The 21,345-nt window shown below is 62.7% G+C and carries 15 protein-coding genes; 8 read left to right on the top strand and 7 right to left on the bottom strand.

Annotation, left to right across the window (positions count from 1 at the left end):
- The first annotated feature begins 1 nt into the window (after position 1).
- Positions 2 to 340 carry a hypothetical protein gene (locus HBO19_RS00640; RefSeq protein ID WP_170056720.1) on the top strand — a complete coding sequence of 113 codons (339 nt, stop codon included), beginning with the start codon at positions 2 to 4 and terminating at the stop codon, positions 338 to 340.
- A gap of 64 nt (positions 341 to 404) precedes the next feature.
- On the opposite strand, the gene HBO19_RS00635 is transcribed toward HBO19_RS00640, so the two are convergent.
- A complete protein-coding gene (locus HBO19_RS00635; protein WP_170056719.1) occupies positions 405 to 1,988 on the bottom strand; it encodes a peptide chain release factor 3 in 1,584 nt (527 codons plus the stop codon).
- A gap of 331 nt (positions 1,989 to 2,319) precedes the next feature.
- Here HBO19_RS00635 and HBO19_RS00630 point away from each other — a divergent pair, with 331 nt between their 5' ends.
- From HBO19_RS00630 to HBO19_RS00610, 5 genes are all read left to right on the top strand, one after another.
- A complete protein-coding gene (locus tag HBO19_RS00630; RefSeq protein ID WP_169950971.1) occupies positions 2,320 to 3,036 on the top strand; it encodes an ABC transporter permease in 717 nt (238 codons plus the stop codon).
- A gap of 20 nt (positions 3,037 to 3,056) precedes the next feature.
- Positions 3,057 to 3,950, top strand: coding sequence for a glycine betaine ABC transporter substrate-binding protein (locus HBO19_RS00625; protein WP_169950973.1), 894 nt, complete (start codon positions 3,057 to 3,059; stop codon positions 3,948 to 3,950).
- 13 nt (positions 3,951 to 3,963) lie between these two features.
- Complete coding sequence (locus tag HBO19_RS00620; RefSeq protein WP_027604864.1) at positions 3,964 to 4,617, top strand: ABC transporter permease; 654 nt, start codon at positions 3,964 to 3,966, stop codon at positions 4,615 to 4,617.
- Positions 4,614 to 5,771, top strand: coding sequence for an ABC transporter ATP-binding protein (locus tag HBO19_RS00615; RefSeq protein ID WP_029291958.1), 1,158 nt, complete (start codon positions 4,614 to 4,616; stop codon positions 5,769 to 5,771). Before HBO19_RS00620 ends, HBO19_RS00615 begins: the two co-directional genes overlap by 4 nt.
- A 425-nt stretch (positions 5,772 to 6,196) precedes the next feature.
- On the top strand, positions 6,197 to 7,360 hold the full coding sequence (locus HBO19_RS00610; RefSeq protein ID WP_032861941.1) for a type III PLP-dependent enzyme: 1,164 nt from the start codon (positions 6,197 to 6,199) through the stop codon (positions 7,358 to 7,360).
- 26 nt (positions 7,361 to 7,386) lie between these two features.
- Here the strand turns inward: HBO19_RS00610 and HBO19_RS00605 are convergent, their stop codons facing one another.
- A complete protein-coding gene (locus HBO19_RS00605; RefSeq protein ID WP_169950975.1) occupies positions 7,387 to 8,133 on the bottom strand; it encodes a tetratricopeptide repeat protein in 747 nt (248 codons plus the stop codon).
- 2 nt (positions 8,134 to 8,135) lie between these two features.
- Positions 8,136 to 8,816 carry a Fe2+-dependent dioxygenase gene (locus tag HBO19_RS00600; RefSeq protein WP_170056718.1) on the bottom strand — a complete coding sequence of 227 codons (681 nt, stop codon included), beginning with the start codon at positions 8,814 to 8,816 and terminating at the stop codon, positions 8,136 to 8,138.
- Between the two features lie 216 nt (positions 8,817 to 9,032).
- Between HBO19_RS00600 and HBO19_RS00595 the strand changes: the two genes are divergently transcribed.
- The gene (locus tag HBO19_RS00595) at positions 9,033 to 11,336 is read left to right on the top strand and encodes a TonB-dependent siderophore receptor (RefSeq protein ID WP_170056717.1); all 2,304 of its coding nucleotides are present in this window, start codon (positions 9,033 to 9,035) and stop codon (positions 11,334 to 11,336) included.
- A gap of 136 nt (positions 11,337 to 11,472) precedes the next feature.
- Positions 11,473 to 13,995 carry a sulfite reductase flavoprotein subunit alpha gene (locus tag HBO19_RS00590; RefSeq protein ID WP_170056716.1) on the top strand — a complete coding sequence of 841 codons (2,523 nt, stop codon included), beginning with the start codon at positions 11,473 to 11,475 and terminating at the stop codon, positions 13,993 to 13,995.
- A 103-nt stretch (positions 13,996 to 14,098) separates the two neighbouring features.
- Here the strand turns inward: HBO19_RS00590 and HBO19_RS00585 are convergent, their stop codons facing one another.
- The 4 genes from HBO19_RS00585 to ptsP form a co-directional block, all read right to left on the bottom strand.
- Positions 14,099 to 15,640 (bottom strand): alkaline phosphatase D family protein, encoded by a 1,542-nt coding sequence (locus HBO19_RS00585; protein WP_169950983.1) that lies wholly within the window; start codon positions 15,638 to 15,640, stop codon positions 14,099 to 14,101.
- 78 nt (positions 15,641 to 15,718) lie between these two features.
- Positions 15,719 to 17,425, bottom strand: coding sequence for a PTS fructose-like transporter subunit IIB (locus tag HBO19_RS00580; RefSeq protein ID WP_170041723.1), 1,707 nt, complete (start codon positions 17,423 to 17,425; stop codon positions 15,719 to 15,721).
- A gap of 11 nt (positions 17,426 to 17,436) precedes the next feature.
- The gene (gene pfkB / locus HBO19_RS00575; RefSeq protein ID WP_170056715.1) at positions 17,437 to 18,378 is read right to left on the bottom strand and encodes a 1-phosphofructokinase; all 942 of its coding nucleotides are present in this window, start codon (positions 18,376 to 18,378) and stop codon (positions 17,437 to 17,439) included.
- A complete protein-coding gene (gene ptsP, locus HBO19_RS00570; protein WP_170056714.1) occupies positions 18,379 to 21,237 on the bottom strand; it encodes a phosphoenolpyruvate--protein phosphotransferase in 2,859 nt (952 codons plus the stop codon). It abuts the gene before it with no gap.
- Positions 21,238 to 21,345: the final 108 nt, after the last annotated feature.

Raw genomic sequence — 21,345 nt, 5'->3', positions numbered from 1 at the left:
CATGCGAGACATTTCAAAATCCCTGGAAAAGCTGCTGTCTGATATCTACGAGGACGGCGACGTGTCGCTGGCGGAGTTCAAGGCCTTGCAGGTCGAGTCTGACCGGCGCTGGGAAAGAGTGGTCGATGAACTGGGGAATAACAATACACTGCTGTCTTTTCAAAGTGCGATGGATGTTGCCATGCACCTATTGTTCTTGAGTGTGAACTATATAAAAAATCAGGAAATCACTGACGTGGGCGAAGCAATTGTCAAAGATGCAATAGCCGCACAAATTGAAACCCTAAGGGCGGGGGCTGATCTAAGTCTTAAACAACTTAAAGTTGGGCCCAATACCTAATAATCTACCGCCAAATAAAAAGGCGAAGCCATCACAGCTTCGCCTTTTTTCGTACCGCTAACCCTTAGTGATGCTCGCGCGTCGCCCGGAATTTCACATCCGGCCAGCGCTCTTCCATCAGCGCCAGGTTGACCCGCGTCGGCGCCAGGTAGGTCAGGTGACCGCCGCCGTCGATGGCGAGGTTTTCCACGGCCTTGTTGGAAAACTCTTCGAGCCTCTTCTTGTCGCTACAATCAATCCAGCGCGCGGAGTACACGGTGATCGGCTCGTAGGAGCATTCGACCTTGTATTCCTCTTTCAAGCGGCTGGCCACCACATCGAACTGCAGCACACCCACGGCGCCGAGGATGATGTCGTTGCTGCGCTCGGGGAAGAACACCTGGGTGGCGCCCTCTTCCGCCAACTGCTGCAAGCCCTGGCGCAGTTGCTTGGACTTGAGCGGGTCGCGCAGGCGTACGCGGCGGAACAGTTCCGGGGCGAAGTGCGGGATGCCGGTGAAGCCCAGCGCTTCGCCTTCGGTGAAGGTGTCGCCGATCTGGATGGTGCCGTGGTTGTGCAGGCCGATGATGTCGCCGGCAAACGCCTCTTCCAACTGCTCACGCTCCGAGGAGAAGAACGTCAGGGCGTCGCCGATACGCACGTCCTTGCCGGTGCGTACGTGGCGCATCTTCATGCCTTTTTCGTATTTGCCGGAGCAGATACGCATAAAGGCGATACGGTCGCGGTGCTTGGGGTCCATGTTCGCCTGGATCTTGAACACGAAACCGCTGAATTTCTCTTCAACCGGCTCCACGGTCCGTTCGTTGGCAACCCGCGCCAGTGGTTTCGGTGCCCAGTTGACCACCGCATCCAGTACGTGGTCGACGCCGAAGTTGCCCAGAGCGGTACCGAAGAACACCGGGGTCAGTTGCCCGTCGAGGAATTCCTGCTGGTTGAACTCGTGGCAGGCGCCCTGCACCAGCTCTAGTTGGTCGACGAAGCGGTCGTACTCGTCACCCAGGTGGGCGCGGGCCTCATCGGAGTCGAGTTTCTCGATGATCTTCACATCGGTGCGTTCATGACCGTGGCCGGCGGTGTAGACAATGATGTAGTCGTCGGCCAGGTGGTACACGCCCTTGAAGTCGCGGTAGCAACCAATCGGCCAGGTGATCGGCGCGGCCTTGATCTTCAGGACGGCTTCGATTTCATCCAGCAGTTCGATCGGGTCGCGGATGTCACGGTCGAGTTTGTTGATAAAGCTGACGATCGGCGTGTCACGCAGGCGGCACACGTCCATCAGGGCGATGGTGCGGGGCTCGACACCCTTACCACCGTCGAGGACCATCAAGGCCGAGTCCACCGCGGTCAGGGTGCGGTAGGTGTCTTCGGAGAAGTCTTCGTGGCCCGGGGTGTCGAGCAGGTTGATCATGTGGTCGCGATAGGGGAACTGCATGACCGACGTGGTAATGGAAATACCCCGTTGCTTCTCCATCTCCATCCAGTCGGAGGTGGCATGGCGATCAGACTTGCGGGATTTCACCGTGCCGGCCACTGCGATCGCCTTGCCCATCAGCAGGAGCTTTTCGGTGATGGTGGTTTTACCGGCATCGGGGTGGGAAATAATGGCGAAAGTGCGGCGTTTCGCGACTTCGGCGGCCTGGTGGGTCATGGGAAATCGCCTGGCAGGTGAGTCAAAAAAGGGCGGCGAGTATAGCGCAAACCCAGGGAGCCGGACCACCGTTCACCCGATTGGGGGTGGCTAAATGCTGCCAAGTATGGAACCTTTTAAAAGGTAGAGACGTCCACTCCCCTGCTACCGCACTCGTAACAGGGGCTGAAAAATCAGCAAGTTAGCCTGACGAGGCTGCGCTCATGGCTTGATCGCATACCGCATTGCCGGTATCGGCGAGCTGCTTTTCGCGAACATATTCGCCGACAGCCAGGAATGGCATTGCCGCTCGGAAATGTGTTCGCCGACAAAAGAAAAAAGGAGTCCGCCTGTGGCTATTCGCTATGGCAAAGGGCTGATAGGAGGAGCGGTTGTCGTCGCTCTCCTGGCCCTGCTGGTCCACTGGATCGGCATCAACACGATCGAGATGTACCGCGACGATTTGTTGTTTTACCTGCAAGCTCACCTGATTCTTGTACTTGTCTCCATGCTGGCTGCCCTGATCGTAGGGATCCCCGCCGGTATCCTGCTCAGCCGACCGAATATGGTCGGGCGCGCAGAACGCTTCATGCAGATCTTCAACATCGGCAACACCGTCCCTCCCCTGGCCGTACTGGCCATCGCCCTCGGCGTCCTCGGCATCGGCAGTGGCCCGGCCATCTTCGCCCTGTTCCTCGCCTCCTTGCTGCCCATCGTGCGCAATACCTACGAAGGCCTGAAAAACGTACAGGGTTCCTTGAAGGAAGCCGCCGTCGGCATCGGCATGACCCCGCGCCAGGTGCTGTTTCGCGTCGAACTGCCCAACGCCGTGCCGATCATCATCGGTGGCGTACGTGTGGCCCTGGCGATCAACGTCGGCACCGCACCGCTGGCGTTCCTGATTGGCGCCAACAGCCTGGGCAGCCTGATCTTCCCCGGCATTGCCCTGAACAATCAGCCGCAATTGCTACTCGGCGCCGCGTGTACCGCGTTGCTGGCGTTGCTGCTTGACGGTCTGGTGACCATGGCCAGCCGCCTCTGGCTGGAACGCGGGTTGCGTCCGTCTTAAGGCTGGGTAAAGGAATCGACATGAAAAAACTGACTTTGATATTGAGCTGCGTCCTGCTGTTTGCAGGTATTGCGCAAGCCGCTGAAAAACCGGTGATCCGTATCGGCGCCCGGGTCTTCACCGAGCAGACCCTGCTCGCCGAAATTACCTCCCAGTACCTGCGCACCAAGGGCTACGACACCCGCGTGACCGGCGGCCTGGGCAGCAACCTGGCGCGCAGTGCCCAGGAGAGCGGGCAACTGGACCTGATCTGGGAGTACACCGGCGTGTCCCTGGTGGCCTACAACCATGTGGACGAGAAGCTCGACAGCGAACAGTCCTACGCACGGGTGAAAGAACTCGACGCAAAAAAAGGCCTGGTCTGGCTGTCGCCGTCGAAGTTCAGCAACACCTACGCCCTGTCCCTGCCGGAAAACGTGGCCAAGGAGTATCCGCAGATCAACACCATCAGCGACCTGACCAAGGCGCTGGCCGAGCCAACCCGTGAAAACCGCCTGGTGGCCCTGGATACCGAGTTCGCCAACCGTTCCGACGGCATGGCCGGCATGGTCAAGCTGTACGGCATGAACCTCACCCGCAAGAACACCCGGCAGATGGACGCAGGCCTGGTCTACACCGCCCTGCGTAATGGCCAGGTGTTTGCCGGCCTGGTGTACACCACCGATGGCCGCCTCAACGCCTTCAAGTTGAAGCTGCTGGAAGATGACCTGCACTACTTCCCGGACTACACCGCAGCCCCGGTGGTACGCCAGGTTTATCTGGATGCCCACCCGCAATTGGCCGCCGACCTCAAGCCACTGGCGGCGCTGTTCGACGATGAAACCATGCGCCAGCTGAACGCGCGGGTCGACGTCGACCATGAAAGCCCATCGGCCGTTGCCGCTGACTTCCTGCGCCAGCACCCACTCAACTAAAAGAGGAGAAGACATGGAATTTCTGAACGCCTTTTCCCATCTTGATTGGGCCCAAGTCCTACACCTGACCTGGCAGCACATCACCCTGGTCGGGATCGCCGTGATCCTCGCGATTGTCGTAGGCGTGCCCCTGGGCGTGCTGATGACCCGCTTCCCGACCCTGGCCGGCCCGTTGCAGGCCAGCGCCACGGTGCTGCTGACCGTCCCGTCGATTGCCCTGTTCGGCCTGCTGCTGCCGTTCTACTCCAAGTTCGGCCAGGGCCTGGGGCCGATGCCGGCGATCACCGCCGTGTTCCTCTACTCCCTGCTGCCGATCATGCGTAACACCTACCTGGCCCTGACCGGTGTCGAGCCGGGCATCCGCGAAGCCGCCAAAGGCATCGGCATGACCTTCGGCCAGCGCCTGCGCATGGTCGAGCTGCCCATCGCCGTGCCGGTGATCCTCGCCGGCGTGCGCACCGCCGTGGTGATGAACATCGGTGTAATGACCATTGCCGCCACCATCGGCGCCGGTGGCCTGGGTGTACTTATTCTGGCTTCCATCAGCCGCAGCGACATGTCGATGCTGATCGTTGGCGCCGTGCTGGTCAGTCTCCTGGCCATCTTCGCCGACCTGCTTCTGCAATGGCTGCAACGCTCGCTGACTCCAAAAGGATTGCTCAAATGATCGAACTTCAAAACCTGTCCAAGACCTTCCAAAGCAACGGCAAGACTGTCACCGCCGTTAACGACGTGAGCCTGACTGTCAATGAAGGCGAGATTTGCGTATTCCTCGGCCCCTCGGGTTGCGGCAAGAGCACCACGCTGAAGATGATCAACCGCCTGATCAAGCCCACCTCGGGCAAGATCCTGATCAACGGCGAGGACACCACCGACCTCGACGAAGTGACCCTGCGCCGCAACATCGGCTACGTGATCCAGCAGATCGGCCTGTTCCCCAACATGACCATCGAGGAAAACATCGTGGTGGTGCCCAAGCTGCTGGGCTGGGACAAGCAGAAGTGCCACGACCGCGCCCGCGAGTTGATGAGCATGATCAAGCTCGAACCCAAGCAGTATCTGCACCGCTACCCCCGTGAATTGTCCGGTGGCCAGCAACAGCGGATCGGCGTGATCCGCGCCCTGGCGGCCGACGCGCCATTGCTGCTGATGGATGAGCCATTCGGCGCGGTCGACCCGATCAACCGCGAGATGATCCAGAACGAGTTCTTCGAGATGCAGCGCGCATTGAACAAGACGGTGATCATGGTCAGCCATGACATCGACGAGGCGATCAAGCTGGGCGACAAAATCGCCATCTTCCGCGCCGGCAAGCTGTTGCAGATCGACCACCCGGACACCCTGCTGGCCCATCCTGCCGACGAGTTTGTCAGCAACTTTGTCGGCCAGGACAGCACCCTCAAGCGCCTGCTGCTGGTCAAGGCCGAAGACGCGGCGGACAACGCCCCGTCGGTCAGCCCGGAAACGCCGGTGGCCGATGCCCTGGAGCTGATGGACGAGCATGACCGGCGCTATGTGGTGGTCACCTGCGCCGAGAACAAGGCCCTGGGTTATGTACGACGTCGCGACCTGCATCGTCAGACGGGTACCTGCGCCCAATACCTGCGCGAGTTCAACGCCACGGCGGCGTTTGACGAGCACTTGCGCATCCTGTTGTCGCGCATGTACGAGTTCAACCGCTCGTGGCTGCCGGTGATGGATGCCGAGCGGGTGTTTTTGGGTGAAGTGACCCAGGAATCGATTGCCGAGTACCTGAGCTCCGGTAAGTCCCGTGGGGGCAAGACCAGTATCGTGTCGCCTGCCGAGACTGCCTTGGCCTGATAGACCGCTATCACAGACAAGCCAGCTCCCACAGTTGGAATGCAATCCCTGTAGGAGCTGGCTTGCCTGCGATGAATACACCGCAAATCCATCTGATCAGCCCCATCCGGGGAACATCAATCCGTCACACCGGTCGGTTACATAAGTAGCTGCACGGGATCGCGCGACGAACGCGTGCAAAAACGCGACATTTTTAGTTGATCTCAAGCTCCTCACGCCCTAAAGTTCGCGCCGAACGTCCATGCTGGAAACGATCCATCCGGCTCAAGTACTGACGACGAGACAGCAAGGCCAAGGGAAGCTTATCCCGTGGCCTTTTTGCTTTCGGCGACATGCCTTGGGAAGTAGGCGAACCAAAGTGGGGATACGGAGGACGTTCATTTGCACCCATTGATCAATTTAGTTTGCCCTTAGGAGTTCCCAGCATGTCGATCAACGTCGAAGATTATTTCGCGCGCGCCACTTTTGACAAAATGAAGGCGTTCGCCGACAAGCAAGAAACCCCGTTCGTGGTGATCGACACCGCGATGATCAGCCAGGCCTACGATGACCTGCGCGCCGGTTTCGAATTCGCCAAGGTGTACTACGCCGTCAAGGCCAACCCGGCCGTCGAGATCATCGACCTGTTGAAAGACAAGGGTTCGAGCTTCGACATCGCCTCGATCTACGAGCTGGACAAGGTCATGGACCGTGGCGTCAGCGCCGACCGTATCAGCTACGGCAACACCATCAAGAAATCCAAGGACATCCGCTACTTCTACGAGAAGGGCGTGCGCCTGTTCTCCACCGACTCCGAAGCCGACCTGCGCAACATCGCCAAGGCCGCGCCGGGCTCCAAAGTCTATGTGCGTATCCTTACCGAAGGCTCGACCACGGCTGACTGGCCTTTGTCGCGCAAATTCGGGTGCCAGACCGACATGGCCATGGACCTGCTGATCCTCGCCCGCGACCTGGGCCTGGTGCCTTACGGCATCTCGTTCCACGTGGGTTCGCAGCAGCGTGATATCAGCGTGTGGGACGCAGCCATCGCCAAGGTCAAGGTGATCTTCGAGCGCTTGAAAGAAGAAGACGGCATCCACCTCAAGCTGATCAACATGGGCGGTGGCTTCCCGGCCAACTACATCACCCGCACCAACAGCCTGGAAACCTACGCCGAGGAAATCATCCGCTTCCTCAAGGAAGACTTCGGTGACGAGCTGCCGGAAATCATCCTGGAGCCGGGCCGTTCGTTGATCGCCAACGCCGGGATCCTGGTCAGCGAAGTGGTATTGGTTGCACGTAAATCCCGTACCGCCGTCGAGCGCTGGGTGTACACGGATGTGGGCAAGTTCTCCGGCCTGATCGAAACCATGGACGAAGCCATCAAGTTCCCGATCTGGACCGAGAAAAAAGGCGAGATGGAAGAAGTGGTGATCGCCGGTCCTACCTGCGACAGCGCCGATATCATGTACGAAAACTACAAGTACGGCCTGCCGCTGAACCTGGCCATTGGTGACCGCCTGTACTGGCTGTCCACCGGTGCGTACACCACCAGCTACAGCGCCGTTGAATTCAACGGTTTCCCACCGCTGAAATCCTTCTACGTCTGACCCCGTAGGAGCCGGCTTGCCGGCTCCTACAGCTCTTCTGCGCGTTGCTGGTAGGCAGCAGCCATGGCGCGAATCTGCGGATCATTCGCCGCCGCCAGCGCTTTGTGCGCCACCTGCAAAAACTTCAGATTCCCGCCTTCCAGCGCCCGGTGCAGCCACTCCAGCGCCGCCTCGACCTGGCCTTGATCCGCCAGCACCGCCGCATAACTGAACTGCCCGCGAAAATCCCCACCTTCGGCCGAGCGACGATACCAATCGCGCGCTGCGGGCAGGTCTTGCGCGCAAAATTGCCCGTCTTCCAGGTATCGCCCCAACAGGTTCATCGACTTGGCATGCCCCCGTTCGGCAGCCTGGCGATAACAGGCCAGCGCCTGTTGCTGGTCTGGCGTCACACCGCGCCCGGTGGCCAGCAAGTTGGCGTAGTTGTACAACCCCCAATCCAGCCCCGCCTCTGCTGCCTGGCGATACTCGACGGCCGCCGCCCGCTCATCGGCGGCGCAACCCCAGCCGTGTTCCAGGCAGCGCCCCGCCATATTGCGTGCCATCAGGTGCCCGCCCTGTGCCGCAATCCGGAACCAGCGCAGGGCCAGTGCTTCATCGCGCTCGATCCCGCGCCCTTCCAGGAGGATTTGCCCCAGTAGCGCCTGGGCATCGAGCACGCCCTCCTTCGCCGCCATCAGGATCGCCTGGGCCGCGCGGGCCGGTGATTCGTCGAGCATGGCGCGCAGTTGTTCGCCGTCGAGGCGTTCTTCGCGGCGCAAGTGAAAAGCCATGCTCAGACCTCGACCCAGCGACGCAACAGGTTGTGATAGGTGCCGGTGAGCTGGATCAGGGCCGGGTGGTCCGGTACGTCACGGCTCAGTTGCTGGATCGCACCGTCCATTTCGAACAGCAACGTGCGCTGGCTGTCTTCACGCACCAGGCTTTGGGTCCAGAAAAACGCGGCATAGCGCGCACCACGGGTCACGGCGTTGACTTTGTGCAGGCTGGAGCCGGGGTACAGCACCATGTCGCCGGCGGGCAGCTTGACCCGCTGCTGGCCGAAAGTGTCCTGGATCTGCAGTTCGCCGCCGTCGTACTCATCCGGGTCGCTGAAAAACAGCGTGGCAGACAGGTCGGTGCGCACCCGCTCGGGGCTGCCCTTGGGCTGGCGCACGGCGTTATCGATATGAAAGTCGAAGCTGCCCCCCGCGGTGTAGCAATTGAGCAATGGCGGGAAGACTTTGTGTGGCAGCGCCGCCGACATGAATTGCGGGTTTTGCCATAGGCGCTCGAGCATGGCCGCGCCGATTTCCTTGGCCAGTGGGTGGCCTTCGGGCAATTGCAGGTTGTGCTTGGCCTTGGCCGACTGGTGCCCGGCGGTGATCTTGCCGTCTGCCCAGTCCGCCTGCTCCAGGGCTTCGCGGATGCGCAGGACTTCTTCGCGGGAGAACAGGCCGGGAATATGCAGCAGCATGAGACGTTACCTGAGGGCAGAGGGGCGCCAATGGTATTGATTACTATTGACGCTGTAAAACCCTGATCCGACGGGCAGACGTATGAGCCCGCAAAAACCGTAACTCCCGAAGTGTAAATTTTGTAAATAGAGTGCAAATAGCAATGCCTCTCAATTGCTATGCATAATTGTTTACAATATATTTCGCGACCTAACATCCTTGGGGTAGGGAATTTCATGTCGCGCCACATTACAAAAACACCAAACAGTTCACCGCGCTTGCTGGCCTCGGCCATTGGCGTGGCCATCAGCGCCAGCTCTGTCGCCCATATGGCGCAAGCGGCCGAAGAGACCGAACAAAAAGGCGAGCGCAACAGCATTTCCCTGGGGGCCACCAGCATCACCGGCCAGGAACAGGACGCAACCTCCTACCAGACCGAAAAAGCCTCTTCGCAGAAATACACCGCGCCCCTGGTCGACACCCCGCGCTCCGTCACCGTGGTGCCAGCGCAGGTGCTCAAGGACACCGCCGCCACCTCGCTGCAGGACGCTCTGCGTACCGTGCCGGGGATTACCTTTGGTGCCGGTGAAGGCGGCAACCCCCAGGGCGACCGTCCGTTTATCCGTGGCTTCGATGCCCAGGGCGACACCTACCTGGACGGCGTGCGTGATACCGGCGGCCAGAGCCGGGAAATTTTCGATATCGAGTCCATCGAAGTCAGCAAGGGCCCCAACTCCTCGTTCGGTGGCCGTGGCTCGGCCGGTGGCAGCCTCAACCTGGTGAGCAAGACCCCACAAGCACGGGACTTCCTCAACGGCGGCTTTACCTACGGCTCCGACCAGACCCGGCGCTATGCCCTCGACGTCAACCGCCAGTTCCTCGACAACGCCGCGTTCCGCCTGAACCTGATGAGCCACGAACAGAACGTGGCCGGCCGCGACGCAGTCAATTACGACCGTTGGGGCGTGGCACCGTCGCTGACCTTTGGCCTGGGCACCCCGACCCGCGTCAACCTCAGCTACTACCACATGGAAAGCAACGACCTGCCGGATTCGGGCATTCCCTACGGCTACAGCAACAGTTCCGCGACGGCTGTGCATGTGCATGACAAACCCACCGACGGTGGCGACAGCAGCAACTTCTATGGTTTGAAGGATCGCGACTTCCGCAAGACCCGCGCCGATATCAGTACGTTCTCCATCGAACACGACCTGAACGACAACATGACGCTCAAGAACACCCTGCGCCACGGCAGCACCGGCCAGGACTACGTACTCACCCAACCGGACGACAGCCAGCACAACGTCAACCAGTTCGGTACCGTCTGGCGCCGGGCCAACAGCCGCGTGTCCACCACCACGACCACCACCAACCAGACCGATCTGTTTGGCAGCTTCCAGGCCCTGGGCTTCAAGCACAGCTACTCCACGGGGCTGGAATTTACCGGTGAAGAAACCCGTGTCAGCGGTTACACCGTCAGCCCCAACAGCAACCCGAGCTGCACCGTGGCCGGCGGCGGCAAGGGCGGCCAGTGCACTTCGTTGAGCGACCCGAACCCCAACGATGCCTGGACCGGCAGCGTCGCCCGCAACTACATGGGCACCAACACCAAGGCCACCAGCCGCGCCGCGTACGTGTTCGACACCATCGAACTCGACCCGCAGTGGCTGCTGAACGTCGGCCTGCGCTACGACACGTTCGACACCGAGGCCAACACCAACGCGGTACCCTCCGCCACGGTAAAAGCCCGCACCAAGCTCAAGGACGACAGCCAGTTCTTCAACTGGCAGGCCGGCCTGGTCTGGAAGCCGATGGAAAACGGCAGCATCTACACCTCCTATGCCACTTCGGCCTCGCCTGCTGGCGGCCTGGTGGGTGAAGGTGTCGACTCCAACGCCATCCCAACCGGCATCAACACCAGCGACATGAAACCGGAAGAAACCGTCAACTACGAGCTGGGCACCAAGTGGGATTTGTTCCACGACCGCCTGTCCCTGACCGCTGCCGTATTCCGCACCGAAAAGAAAAACGCGCGCATCCTGGTGAACTCCAACACCTTCGAAAACGCCGGCGAATCCCGGGTTGATGGCCTGGAGCTTTCCGCCAGCGGCAAGCTCACCGAGCAGTGGCAGGTATTCGCTGGCTACAGCTACCTGAAAAGCGAGCTGGTTGATCCAGGCAAAAACGGCAACCGCCAAAACGTTGTGACGACCGGCTCCAACAAAGGCAACGAAATGCCCAACACGCCGAAGCACTCCTTCAGCCTGTGGACCACCTATGACATCACCTCGAAACTGACCGTCGGTGGCGGCGCGTTCTATGTCGACGACGTCTACGGCGACCCGGCCAACACCGTCTACGTACCGTCCTACACCCGCTACGACGCCATGGCCAGCTACAAGCTGACCAAGAACGTCGACCTGCAATTGAACGTGCAGAACCTGACCGACAAGACCTACTACGACAAGGCCTACGGCGCACACTTCGCCAACCAGGCAGCCGGTCGTACGGCCCTGTTGACCACCAGCTTCCACTTCTAAGACGCTGTAGGTTTCATGCAAAAGCCCCGCGCATCGGATGCCCGGGGCTTTCGTATGTAAAAAAGAATCTTTCTCGACAACTCACGGCATAATGCGCGCCGTAAAATTCCTATCCAGCTCAGCGAGGCCGTCCCACGTGTTGAAGAAGACCCTATTCCAGTTGCACTGGTTTTTCGGCATTACCGCCGGGCTGGTGTTGGCATTGATGGGGATTACCGGGGCCGCGTACTCGTTCCAGGATGAAATCCTGCGGGCGCTCAACCCCACGGTACTGACCGTGCACCAGCAACCCGCCGGGGTGCTGCCACCCGCTGAACTGGTGCGCAAACTCGAAGCCACCGAAGGCAAGGCCGTGTCCATGCTGTGGGTGGAAAGCGAAAGCGGCAACGCCGCCCGGGTCTTCTTCACGCCGCCACCGGGCGAACGCCGGGGGCAGATGCGCTACTTCGACCCGTACACCGGCGACTACCTGGGCGATGCCGTCGGCCAGGACTTTTTCGGCCTGATGCTGCAACTGCACCGCTTCCTCGCCATGGGCGATACCGGCCGGCAAATCACCGGCGCCTGTACGCTGATCCTGATTTTCTTCTGCCTCTCCGGCCTGTACCTGCGCTGGCCGCGCCAGGTGGCGAACTGGCGTGCCTGGCTGACCCTGGACTGGCGCAAGAAAGGCCGCAGTTTCAACTGGGACCTGCACTCGGTGTTCGGCACCTGGTGCCTGCTGTTCTACCTGTTGGCCGCGCTCACCGGTTTGTCGTGGTCCTACGAGTGGTACAACAAGGGCCTGACCAAGCTGCTGTCCGATGCCCCGCAAAACGAGCGGGTGCGCAATCGCGGCCCGGCGCCGGCGGGCCCGGCACCCGTGGCCAACTACGAGGCGATCTGGAGCAGCATCTACAGCACCGCCGGCCCGGGCCTGAGTGCCTACAACATCCGTATGCCAGCCGTCGCCGGGCAACCGGCCACGATCTACTACCTGTTGCAGAACTCTCCCCATGACCGCGCGCTGAACCAGATCAACCTGGACCCGGCCACCGGCGTGGTCAAAAGTGTTCAACGCTATGGCGATAAAAGCCTCAAGGCGCAATTGCTGACCAGCATCTATGCGCTGCATGTGGGCAGTTACTTCGGCCTGGTGGGGCGGATTATCCTTACCGTCACTTCGCTGTGCATGCCGCTGTTCTTTATTACCGGCTGGTTGCTGTACCTGGACCGCCGCCGCAAAAAGCGCCAGGTGCGCGATGCACGCAAAGGTCTGGGCGAAAACCCTGGCAATGCACCGGCCTGGCTGATCGGTTTCGCCAGCCAGAGCGGCTTTGCCGAGCAACTGGCCTGGCAGACCGCCGGCCAGTTGCAGGCGGCCGGGTTGCCGGTGAAGGTGCAGCCCCTGGGCAGTGTCAGTGAAGACGACTTGCGCCAGTCGGAACATGCGCTGTTTGTGGTCAGCACCTTCGGCGACGGCGAAGCCCCGGACAGCGCGCGCGGCTTCGAACGCAGCGTGCTGGGCCAAGACCTTGCCCTCCAGGGCCTGAACTACTCGGTGCTGGCTCTGGGCGATCGTCAATACCAGCACTTTTGCGGCTTTGCCCGGCGCCTGCACTTCTGGCTGACCAACCAGGGCGGCAACCCGTTGTTCGCCCCGGTGGAAGTCGACAGCGGCGACCAGGAGGCCCTGTTGCACTGGCAACAGCAACTGGGGCAGATCACCGGCCACGCACCGGCCGCCTGGGCCAGCGCCAGCTACGAAAGCTGGACCTTGGACCGGCGCACCCTGCTCAACCCAGACAGCAGCGGCTCGGGCGTCTACCTGCTGGGGCTCACCCCGCCCGCCCCACGGAACTGGCTGGCCGGCGACCTGGTGGAAATCCTGCCACGCAATTGCCCGTGGGCCGTCGAACATTTCCTCGACGGCCTGGGCATCGCCGGCACGGACGAAGTGCTGATCGATGGCTTGGCGCGGCCCCTGGAACAGGTGCTTGCCAGCCGCCAGTTGCCGGACAACCGCTCCCACCTGGTCGGCCTGCACGCCCAGGCCCTGGTAGAGGCGCTGGTGCCGGTGGGCATGCGCGAATACTCCATCGCCTCGATTGCCAGCGATGGCGTACTGGAACTGATCGTGCGCCAGGAACGCCACGCCGACGGCAGCCTGGGCCTGGGTTCAGGCTGGCTGACCGAACACGCGCCGCTGGGCGCGGCAATCAGCCTGCGGTTGCGGCGCAACAGCGGCTTCCACCTGCCGACTGACCCGGTACCGCTGATCCTGCTGGGCAACGGCACCGGCCTTGCCGGCTTGCGCAGCTTGCTCAAGGCGCGCATCGCCGACGGCCAGCAGCGCAACTGGTTGCTGTTCGGCGAACGCAACATCGCCCACGACTACCACTGCCAGGACGAGCTGCAAGGCTGGCTGGCCAGTGGCGACCTGGCGTTGCTGGACCTGGCGTTTTCGCGGGATCAAGAAGAGAAGATCTACGTCCAGGACCGCCTGCGCGAATCCGCCGATGTATTGCGTAAATGGCTGGCCGAGGGCGCGGCGATTTATGTCTGTGGCAGTTTGCAGGGCATGGCGGGCGGGGTGGACCAGGTGTTGGTGGACGTCCTGGGAAGCGAGGCGGTGGAACGCCTTATCGAACAGGGCCGCTACCGCCGGGATGTGTACTGACGTACACCCATCAAAATGTGGGATGTCTACGATCTCTGGACATGCACACATCCAAATGTGGGAGCGGGCTTGCCCGCTCCCACAGGTTTGGGCGCATTTCAGGTCAGGCGGGTTGGAGTTTTTGTTCGAATACCGACACGCCATCGAGGTCGCGTAGTGTGACCGTCAACTCCGCCGTCTGCCCATCAATCTGCACCTCGCCAAAAAACTGGAACCCGGCAAACGGCGATGTGTTTTGCACGGCCGGGGCCTTTTCAAATACCACCTGCGGGCCAAAGGTCTTATCCAAAGGATTGGGCCCGAAGCTCCCGGCGTTCAGCGGCCCCGCGACGAATTCCCAGAACGGCTCGAAATCCTGGAACGCCGCCCGGTCCGGGTGGTAGTGGTGCGCCGCGCAGTAGTGCACATCAGCGGTCAGCCACACATGGTTACGCACCTGTTGCGCGCGCAGGAAGCCCAGCAATTCGGCAATTTCCAGCTCACGGCCCTGGGCCGCGCCCGGGTCGCCGTTGGCCACCGCCTCCCAGCGCGGCACGCCGGGGCTGACTTCGCCGTCGGGCACGCCGAGGCCGATGGGCATGTCGGCGGCGATCACCTTCCACTGCGCCTTCGACGCCTTGAGTCCGCCCTTGAGCCAGTCCAGTTGCGCCCGCCCCAGAAACGGTTTGGTCCCGCCCAGGTTGTCATCGTTGGCCCCGCGATAGCTGCGCATATCCAGCACAAACACATCGAGCAACGGCCCGTAGCTGAGCTTGCGGTAGATGCGCCCACCCTGGTCGGCGCCCTGCAAGCGCATCGGCGCATATTCCAGCCAGGCCTGGCGTGCGCGGCCCACCAGGGTGGTGATGTCCTTGGTCTGGTAACGCTCGTCCAGTTGCTTGCCGGGCGACCAATTGTTGACCACTTCGTGATCGTCCCATTGCCAGATCTGCGGCACCTGGGCATTGAAGCGGCGCACGTTGTCGTCCATCAGGTTGTAGCGGTAGTTGCCACGGTATTCATCCAGGGTTTGCGCGACTTTGCTCTTGGCCTCGGTAGTAAGGTTGCGCCAGATGCGCCCGCCTTCGGTGGTCAATTGCGCCGGTACCGGGCCGTCGGCGTAGATGGTGTCGCCGCTGTGGATAAAAAAGTCAGGCAGGCGCAGGCGCATGGCTTCGTAGATGCGCATGCCGCCAATATCCGGGTTAATCCCAAAGCCCTGGCCGACGGTGTCGCCGCTCCACACAAAGCGGATATCGCGCCGTTGTTGCGGCACGCTGCGCAGGTGGCCGAACCAGGGCTCGCTGGCCACGCCGGTCTGCGCATCCTCAAATTGCACACGGTAGAAAATCGCCTGGTCGGCGGGCAGCCCGGTCAGCTCGACGCGGGCGGTGAAGTCGCTGCGGCTGTCGGCCAAAGGCGAGATGAAACGGCGCGGGTTGCCGAACAGGCTGCGGGTATCCCACTCGACCACCATCCGTGCCGGGCGGTCGCAGCGGCTCCAGATCATGGCGCGGTCGCCCAGCAAGTCGCCAGACTGCACGCCATCGGTCAACTGCGGCCGGTCCTTGACTGAAGCAATTACCGCCGGCGCCAGCCCCGGCAGCAACAGGCCGGCGCCGACGCCCTGGATCACCCGACGACGGCCGGGATTGAAGTGGCTCATGGGTTTGCCTCTGCACAGCAAAAGGAAAACTAAAGCATGGCCGGATGAAGCACAGATGACAGGTGTCGCTACCTACACTCAGGCAACGGCCAGTTCGACGGCCTCCGGACGCTTGATCACGGCGTACACCAGCCCTGTGAGTACGCTGCCGGCAACGATCGCCAACAGGTACAGCAGCGCATGGTTGATGGTGTTCGGGATCAGCATCACAAACAGCCCGCCATGGGGTGCCATCAACTTGCAGCCGAAGTACATCGACAAGGCGCCGGTCAACGCGCCGCCGGCGATGCTGGCGGGGATCACGCGCAGCGGGTCCTTGGCGGCGAACGGGATGGCGCCTTCGGAGATAAAGCACATGCCCAGGATCAACGCGGCCTTGCCGGCTTCGCGCTCGGTCTGGGCGAACTTGCGCCGGGCCAGGAACGTAGCGATAGCCATGCCAATCGGCGGCACCATGCCCGCGGCCATGGTGGCGGCCATCGGCGCGCCGCTCTGGGAGGCCAGCAGGCCGACGGAGAAGGCGTAGGCCGCCTTGTTGATCGGCCCACCGAGGTCGGCGCACATCATCCCACCCAACAGGATGCCCAGCAGCACCGCATTGGTGGTGCCCATGGTGCTGAGAAAGTCCGTAAGGCCCGCCAGCATCTGCGCCACGGGCGGGCCGATCAGGTAGATCATCGCCAGGCCCGTGACCAGGCTCGCCAGTAACGGGATGATCAGGATCGGCTTGAGCGACTCCAGGCTTTGCGGCAATGGCACCGCGCGGGTAATCAGCTTGACGCTGTAGCCGGCGAGGAAACCGGCGAAGATCCCGCCGATAAAACCCGCGCCCAGCGTACTGGCCAGCAGGCCGCCGATCATCCCCGGCGCGAGGCCCGGACGGTCGGCAATCGAGTAGGCGATGTAGCCGGCGAGCAACGGCACCATCAGGGTGAAGGCGTGGTCGCCGACCGCTCTGAGGGCTGCGGCCAGGGTGCCAGGTTCTTCGTAGGCGTGGATCCCGAAGACGTAGGACAGGGCAATCAACAAGCCCCCCGCCACCACCATCGGCAACATGAACGACACGCCGGTCAGCAGGTGCTTGTAGACCCCGGTTTTCTCCGCCTTGGCCACCGCGCCACTGGCCGCGCTTTCCTGTTGGCCTTCGGCCAGTGCTTTGTCGAGGATTGCGGCGGACTGCTTGAGCGCAATGCCGGTGCCGCAACGGTAGATTTTCTTGCCGGCAAAGCGCTCGGTGGCCACTTCGATGTCGGCGGCCAGCAGCACCACATCCGCGTCGCGAATGGCTTGCTCGCTCAGGGGCGTGCGTGCGCCCACCGAGCCCTGGGTTTCCACCTGCAGCTCATAACCCTTGGCCTTGGCGGCTTGCTGCAAGGCTTCGGCGGCCATAAAGGTGTGGGCCACGCCGGTGGGGCAGGCGGTGATGGCGACGATACGCGGGGCGGCTTTCGCCGCCGGCACCGCGGCGGTTGCCACGTACAACTGGGCCTCTTGCGCGCCCCGTTGCAGCACCGCTTCAACGTCCTGCAACGCCTGGGCCGGGGTGCTCTGGTACACGCGCTTGCCGACAAAGCGCTGCATGTCCACCGGCGTGCTGGCGACCAGCAACACCCATTCGGCCGCGTCGAGGGTGGCCTGGGAAAGTGCGCGCTCGGGGTGGTTCACGTCCACCACCTCCACGCTGGTGCTCCAGCCCTGGCGCTGGGCGGCGGCGTCCAGCAAGCGGGCGCACAGCACACTGGTGACCATGCCGTTGGGGCAGGCAGTAACAATGGCTAATTTCATGACAATCCCTCTTATTGTTCTGTCAGCGGGCGGACGTGCACACCGCTTTCGAGACGCGCCAGTTGCGCGTCGTCGCTGATGCCAAAACCGATCTGCGTGACGGCCATCGCGGCGATGGCCGTGGCCCGCGCCAGGGTTTGCCGCGGTGCCTCCATCGCCAGCAAACCGTGCAGCATGCCGGCCAACAACGAGTCGCCCGCGCCTACGGTACTGGCGACGGTGACCCGTGGCGGCGTGGCCTGCAGGGCAGCGTCGGGACCGAACCAATTGACCCCATCGGCGCCGTGGGACACCACCACATGCTCGACACCTTGCAGGTGCAGGCGCTGGGCGGCCTGGGCCTGTTGCGCGACGGTAGCGGTCGGGCAATCGAGGGCGTCGGCCAGCTCTTCGGTGTTGGGCTTGACCAGCCAGGGGCCGGCCTGCAACCCGGCGCGCAGGGCTTCGCCGCTGGTGTCCAGGGCGACTTTCAACCCGAGGTTTTTCAGGTGCAACAACAGGCCCTGCAACCACTGCGGGCTGACACCTTGGGGCAGGCTGCCGGCGACCACCACCACATCATGGCCCGGGGCAATCTGCGTCAACTGGTCGAGCAGGGCCTGTTGCGCCTGCGCGCTGACCACAGGCCCCGGCGCGTTGATATCGGTCACCCGGCCGTCCAGCTCGGCCACCTTGATATTGCTGCGGGTTTCCCCCGGCACACGAATAAACGCATCGACAAAACCCCGACGGGCAATCAACGCTTCAAATGCCTGGGGATTGTCTGCCCCCAGAAAACCGCCAACCGTCACGTGATGGCCAAGGTCTGCCAACACCTGGGCGACGTTCACGCCCTTGCCCGCCGCATGGGTCAGCATGGCCAGGCTGCGATTGACCGCTCCCGGCTCCAGGCGTGTCAGTTGTACGGTCAGGTCCAACGCCGGGTTCAGCGTCAGGCTTAGAATCCTTGCCATTTACACAGCCTCCACAAGGGCACGCACTTGCGCGGGAGAGCCCACGGCCAAGGCGTTTTGTGCGAGGGCCTGGGCCTCGCCCAGGGTGAATTCACGCACCCGGGCCTTGACCTCGGGAATGCTGCGCGCCGAGACGCTCAACTCATCGACCCCCAGGCCCACCAGCACCGGCACTGCCAGCGGGTCGGCCGCCAGCTCACCGCACACCCCGACCCACTTGCCATGGGCATGGGCGGCGCGCACGGTGATGTCGATCAGTTGCAGCACGGCCGGGTGCAGGCCGTCAGCCTGGGCCGACAAGGTTGGATGACCACGGTCGATGGCCAGGGTGTACTGGGTCAGGTCATTGGTGCCGATACTGAAAAAGTCCACTTCCTGGGCCAAAACCGGCGCCAGCAGGGCCGCCGAGGGGACTTCGATCATGATCCCCAGTTGCAGGTCCGCCACTGGGATCTGCGCGCGCAGGCGCTCGGTCATGTCCCGGGCCTGGCGCCACTCATCAACGCTACCGACCATGGGGAACATGATGCGCAGTGGGCGGCCATCCGCCGAGCGCAACAGCGCACGCAGTTGGGTTTCCATGATCTGCGGGCGTTGCAGGGTCAGGCGGATGCCGCGCACGCCAAGGAACGGGTTTTCTTCCTTGGCAATCGGCCAGTACGGCAGCGGCTTGTCACCACCCACATCCAGGGTGCGCACCACCAGCGGCCGCCCAGCCAGGCCGTCGAGCACACGACGGTACTCGGCTTCCTGGGTGGCTTCGTCCGGGGCCTGGGAATGGGCCATGAAAATCAGTTCGGTGCGCAGCAGGCCAATGCCTTCGGCGCCCTGCTCGACCGCAGCGGCCACACCGGCGCTTTCGCCGATATTGGCGAACACTTCCACCGCATGCCCATCGCGGGTCAAGGCCGGTTCATGGCGTTGCGCGGCGGCGGCCTGCAAGCGTTGCTCGCGGGTGTCGCGCTCCTGGGTAGCACGCTGCAAGGTCTCGGCATCGGCATCCACATGCAGGCGCCCGCGCTGGCCATCGAGCAACAATGGCGTGCCCGAGGCCAGCAGCAAGACCGCCGGCCCGGCGCCGACCAGCGCGGGAATCCCCAGGGCGCGGGCGACGATGGCGCTGTGGGCGGTGGCACCACCGCGTGCGGTGAGAATCCCGGCCACGCGCGTCGGGTCGAGGCGCGCCACATCCGACGGGCCGACCTCATCCATCACCAGAATGTAGGGCTCGTCGGGCTCCTGCGGGGTGTCGATACCACACAGTTGCGCCAGCACCCGCCGGCCGATGTCCCGCAGGTCGGCGGCGCGTTCGGCGAGCAGTGCGTCCTGCAAGGACTCCTGCTGTTTGGCCGCTGCTTCGATCACGCTCATCCACGCCGCTTCGGCGCTTTCGCCTTGCTTGAGGCGGGTGTCGACTTCGTCGGTCAGCTCCGGGTCGTCGAGCATTTCCTGGTGGGTGATGAAAATCTCGCGGATCGCCTTGGACGTGCTGCGCTCGATCAAGCCCTGGATATCGTGGCGCACATCGCGCAATGCTGCGGATAACCGCTCGCGCTCGGCGTTGGCCGACTCGCCGCGCAACGGATAGTCGAACGGCTGCAACACCTGGATATGGGCCGGGCCGATGGCGATCCCCGGTGCCGCAGGGATTGCCTGAATCAGGCTGCCGGAGCGCGGCGCGCTGATCAGTGGTTCGACCTCAAGGGTCTCAACCCGTGCACTGACGGCCGGCAGCGGCTCGACGTCTTCACCCAGCCCCTCTTGCACAGCCGCCAGCAGCGCCGGCAGCGCATCGTCGGCAATGCCGGGTTCGGCGACAAATTCCAGCACCTGGCCACGCCGGGCGCCGAGGCTGAGCAGCTTGCTCAAGCTCTTGACCGACACCGCACCGCCCTGCCCGTCGACGATCCGCACGCGGATCTCGCCGTCGAAGCCTTTCGCCAGTTGGGCCAGGGCCTTGGCCGGCCGCGCATGCAGGCCGTGGGCATTGGCCAGGGCGATACGGGCGCTGGGCCAATCGGCGGGCAGTTCGCCACCCAACACTTCGAGGACCGCCCGGCTGCTGGTGGCGCGCCCCAGTTCCTGGCCGCGCCCTTCAATCAGCAAGGCGCACAGGCGCTCAAGCAATGCCTGGTGGGCCTCGCCGAGGCTGGCCAGGCAAAACAGGCCGCTCAATGGCTGGCCCAGATAGCGCATGGGTTTGTCCGGTGTGACAAAGGCCAGGCCCGGGCGCTTGACCGTTTGTTCGCTGTGCAGCCACCACAGGCCATCGCCCAGGGGCAATGCATCGACTTGCTGCAACACCGCGGCAAAGCCATTGCTCACGCAATCGGCCTGGCGCAACAGGCGGGCGCCGCGCCACACCAGTTCTTCGAAATCGTCGGCAGACACGCCCAGGCCGATCATTTGGGCATCCAGCGCCAGCTCCTGGGGCGCGCCTTGCAGCAGCTTGAGCAAGGCGTCGGCCGAGGTGGCGCGGCACAGCGCCTGGCCCAGGTCGGTTTCACCAAGGGCGCGGGTCAGCAGTTGCAGCAGGCGCAGGTGCTCATCGGACTTGGCGGCAATGCCAATCGCCAGGTAGACGATCTGGCCATCGCCCCAATCCACACCGTGGGGAAATTGCAGCAGGCGCACGCCGGTGGCGAACACCTGGTCGCGGGTTTCGGGGGTGCCATGGGGGATCGCAATACCCTGGCCGAGGAAGGTCGAGCCTTGCGCTTCACGGGCTTGCAGGCCGCTCAGGTAACCCTCGGCGACCAGGCCATCGGCTACCAGTTTTTCGGCGAGCAGTTGCAAGGCAGCAGACTTATCCACAGCCAACTGGCCCATGGATATCTGCTCTACGGTGAGCTCAAGCATGCCTTTCTCCTAGTTAGTGCGGGGTGCGCACTAGGTATTGTTTTGATTAAACCGTGCAAAAATAACTGACTGAGCGGTCAATTGGCAGTAGGCACTCAGCGGCGAACA

Origin of the sequence: Pseudomonas sp. WS 5021, from assembly GCF_012985535.1 — a bacterium.
Taxonomy (GTDB): domain Bacteria; phylum Pseudomonadota; class Gammaproteobacteria; order Pseudomonadales; family Pseudomonadaceae; genus Aquipseudomonas.
Note: the sequence above shows the minus strand (reverse complement) of the source record. Positions and strands in the feature narration are given on the sequence as shown.

What these genes read in the sequence shown, in the direction of transcription:
- HBO19_RS00635 (WP_170056719.1), bottom strand. Translation starts at nt 1,988, where the DNA reads ATGACCCACCAGGCCGCCGAAGTCGCGAAACGCCGCACTTTCGCCATT.
- HBO19_RS00600 (WP_170056718.1), bottom strand. Translation starts at nt 8,816, where the DNA reads ATGCTGCTGCATATTCCCGGCCTGTTCTCCCGCGAAGAAGTCCTGCGC.
- HBO19_RS00595 (WP_170056717.1), top strand. Translation starts at nt 9,033, where the DNA reads ATGTCGCGCCACATTACAAAAACACCAAACAGTTCACCGCGCTTGCTG.
- HBO19_RS00620 (WP_027604864.1), top strand. Translation starts at nt 3,964, where the DNA reads ATGGAATTTCTGAACGCCTTTTCCCATCTTGATTGGGCCCAAGTCCTA.
- HBO19_RS00605 (WP_169950975.1), bottom strand. Translation starts at nt 8,133, where the DNA reads ATGGCTTTTCACTTGCGCCGCGAAGAACGCCTCGACGGCGAACAACTG.
- HBO19_RS00640 (WP_170056720.1), top strand. Translation starts at nt 2, where the DNA reads ATGCGAGACATTTCAAAATCCCTGGAAAAGCTGCTGTCTGATATCTAC.
- HBO19_RS00580 (WP_170041723.1), bottom strand. Translation starts at nt 17,425, where the DNA reads ATGAAATTAGCCATTGTTACTGCCTGCCCCAACGGCATGGTCACCAGT.
- HBO19_RS00585 (WP_169950983.1), bottom strand. Translation starts at nt 15,640, where the DNA reads ATGAGCCACTTCAATCCCGGCCGTCGTCGGGTGATCCAGGGCGTCGGC.
- HBO19_RS00625 (WP_169950973.1), top strand. Translation starts at nt 3,057, where the DNA reads ATGAAAAAACTGACTTTGATATTGAGCTGCGTCCTGCTGTTTGCAGGT.
- HBO19_RS00610 (WP_032861941.1), top strand. Translation starts at nt 6,197, where the DNA reads ATGTCGATCAACGTCGAAGATTATTTCGCGCGCGCCACTTTTGACAAA.
- ptsP (WP_170056714.1), bottom strand. Translation starts at nt 21,237, where the DNA reads ATGCTTGAGCTCACCGTAGAGCAGATATCCATGGGCCAGTTGGCTGTG.
- pfkB (WP_170056715.1), bottom strand. Translation starts at nt 18,378, where the DNA reads ATGGCAAGGATTCTAAGCCTGACGCTGAACCCGGCGTTGGACCTGACC.
- HBO19_RS00615 (WP_029291958.1), top strand. Translation starts at nt 4,614, where the DNA reads ATGATCGAACTTCAAAACCTGTCCAAGACCTTCCAAAGCAACGGCAAG.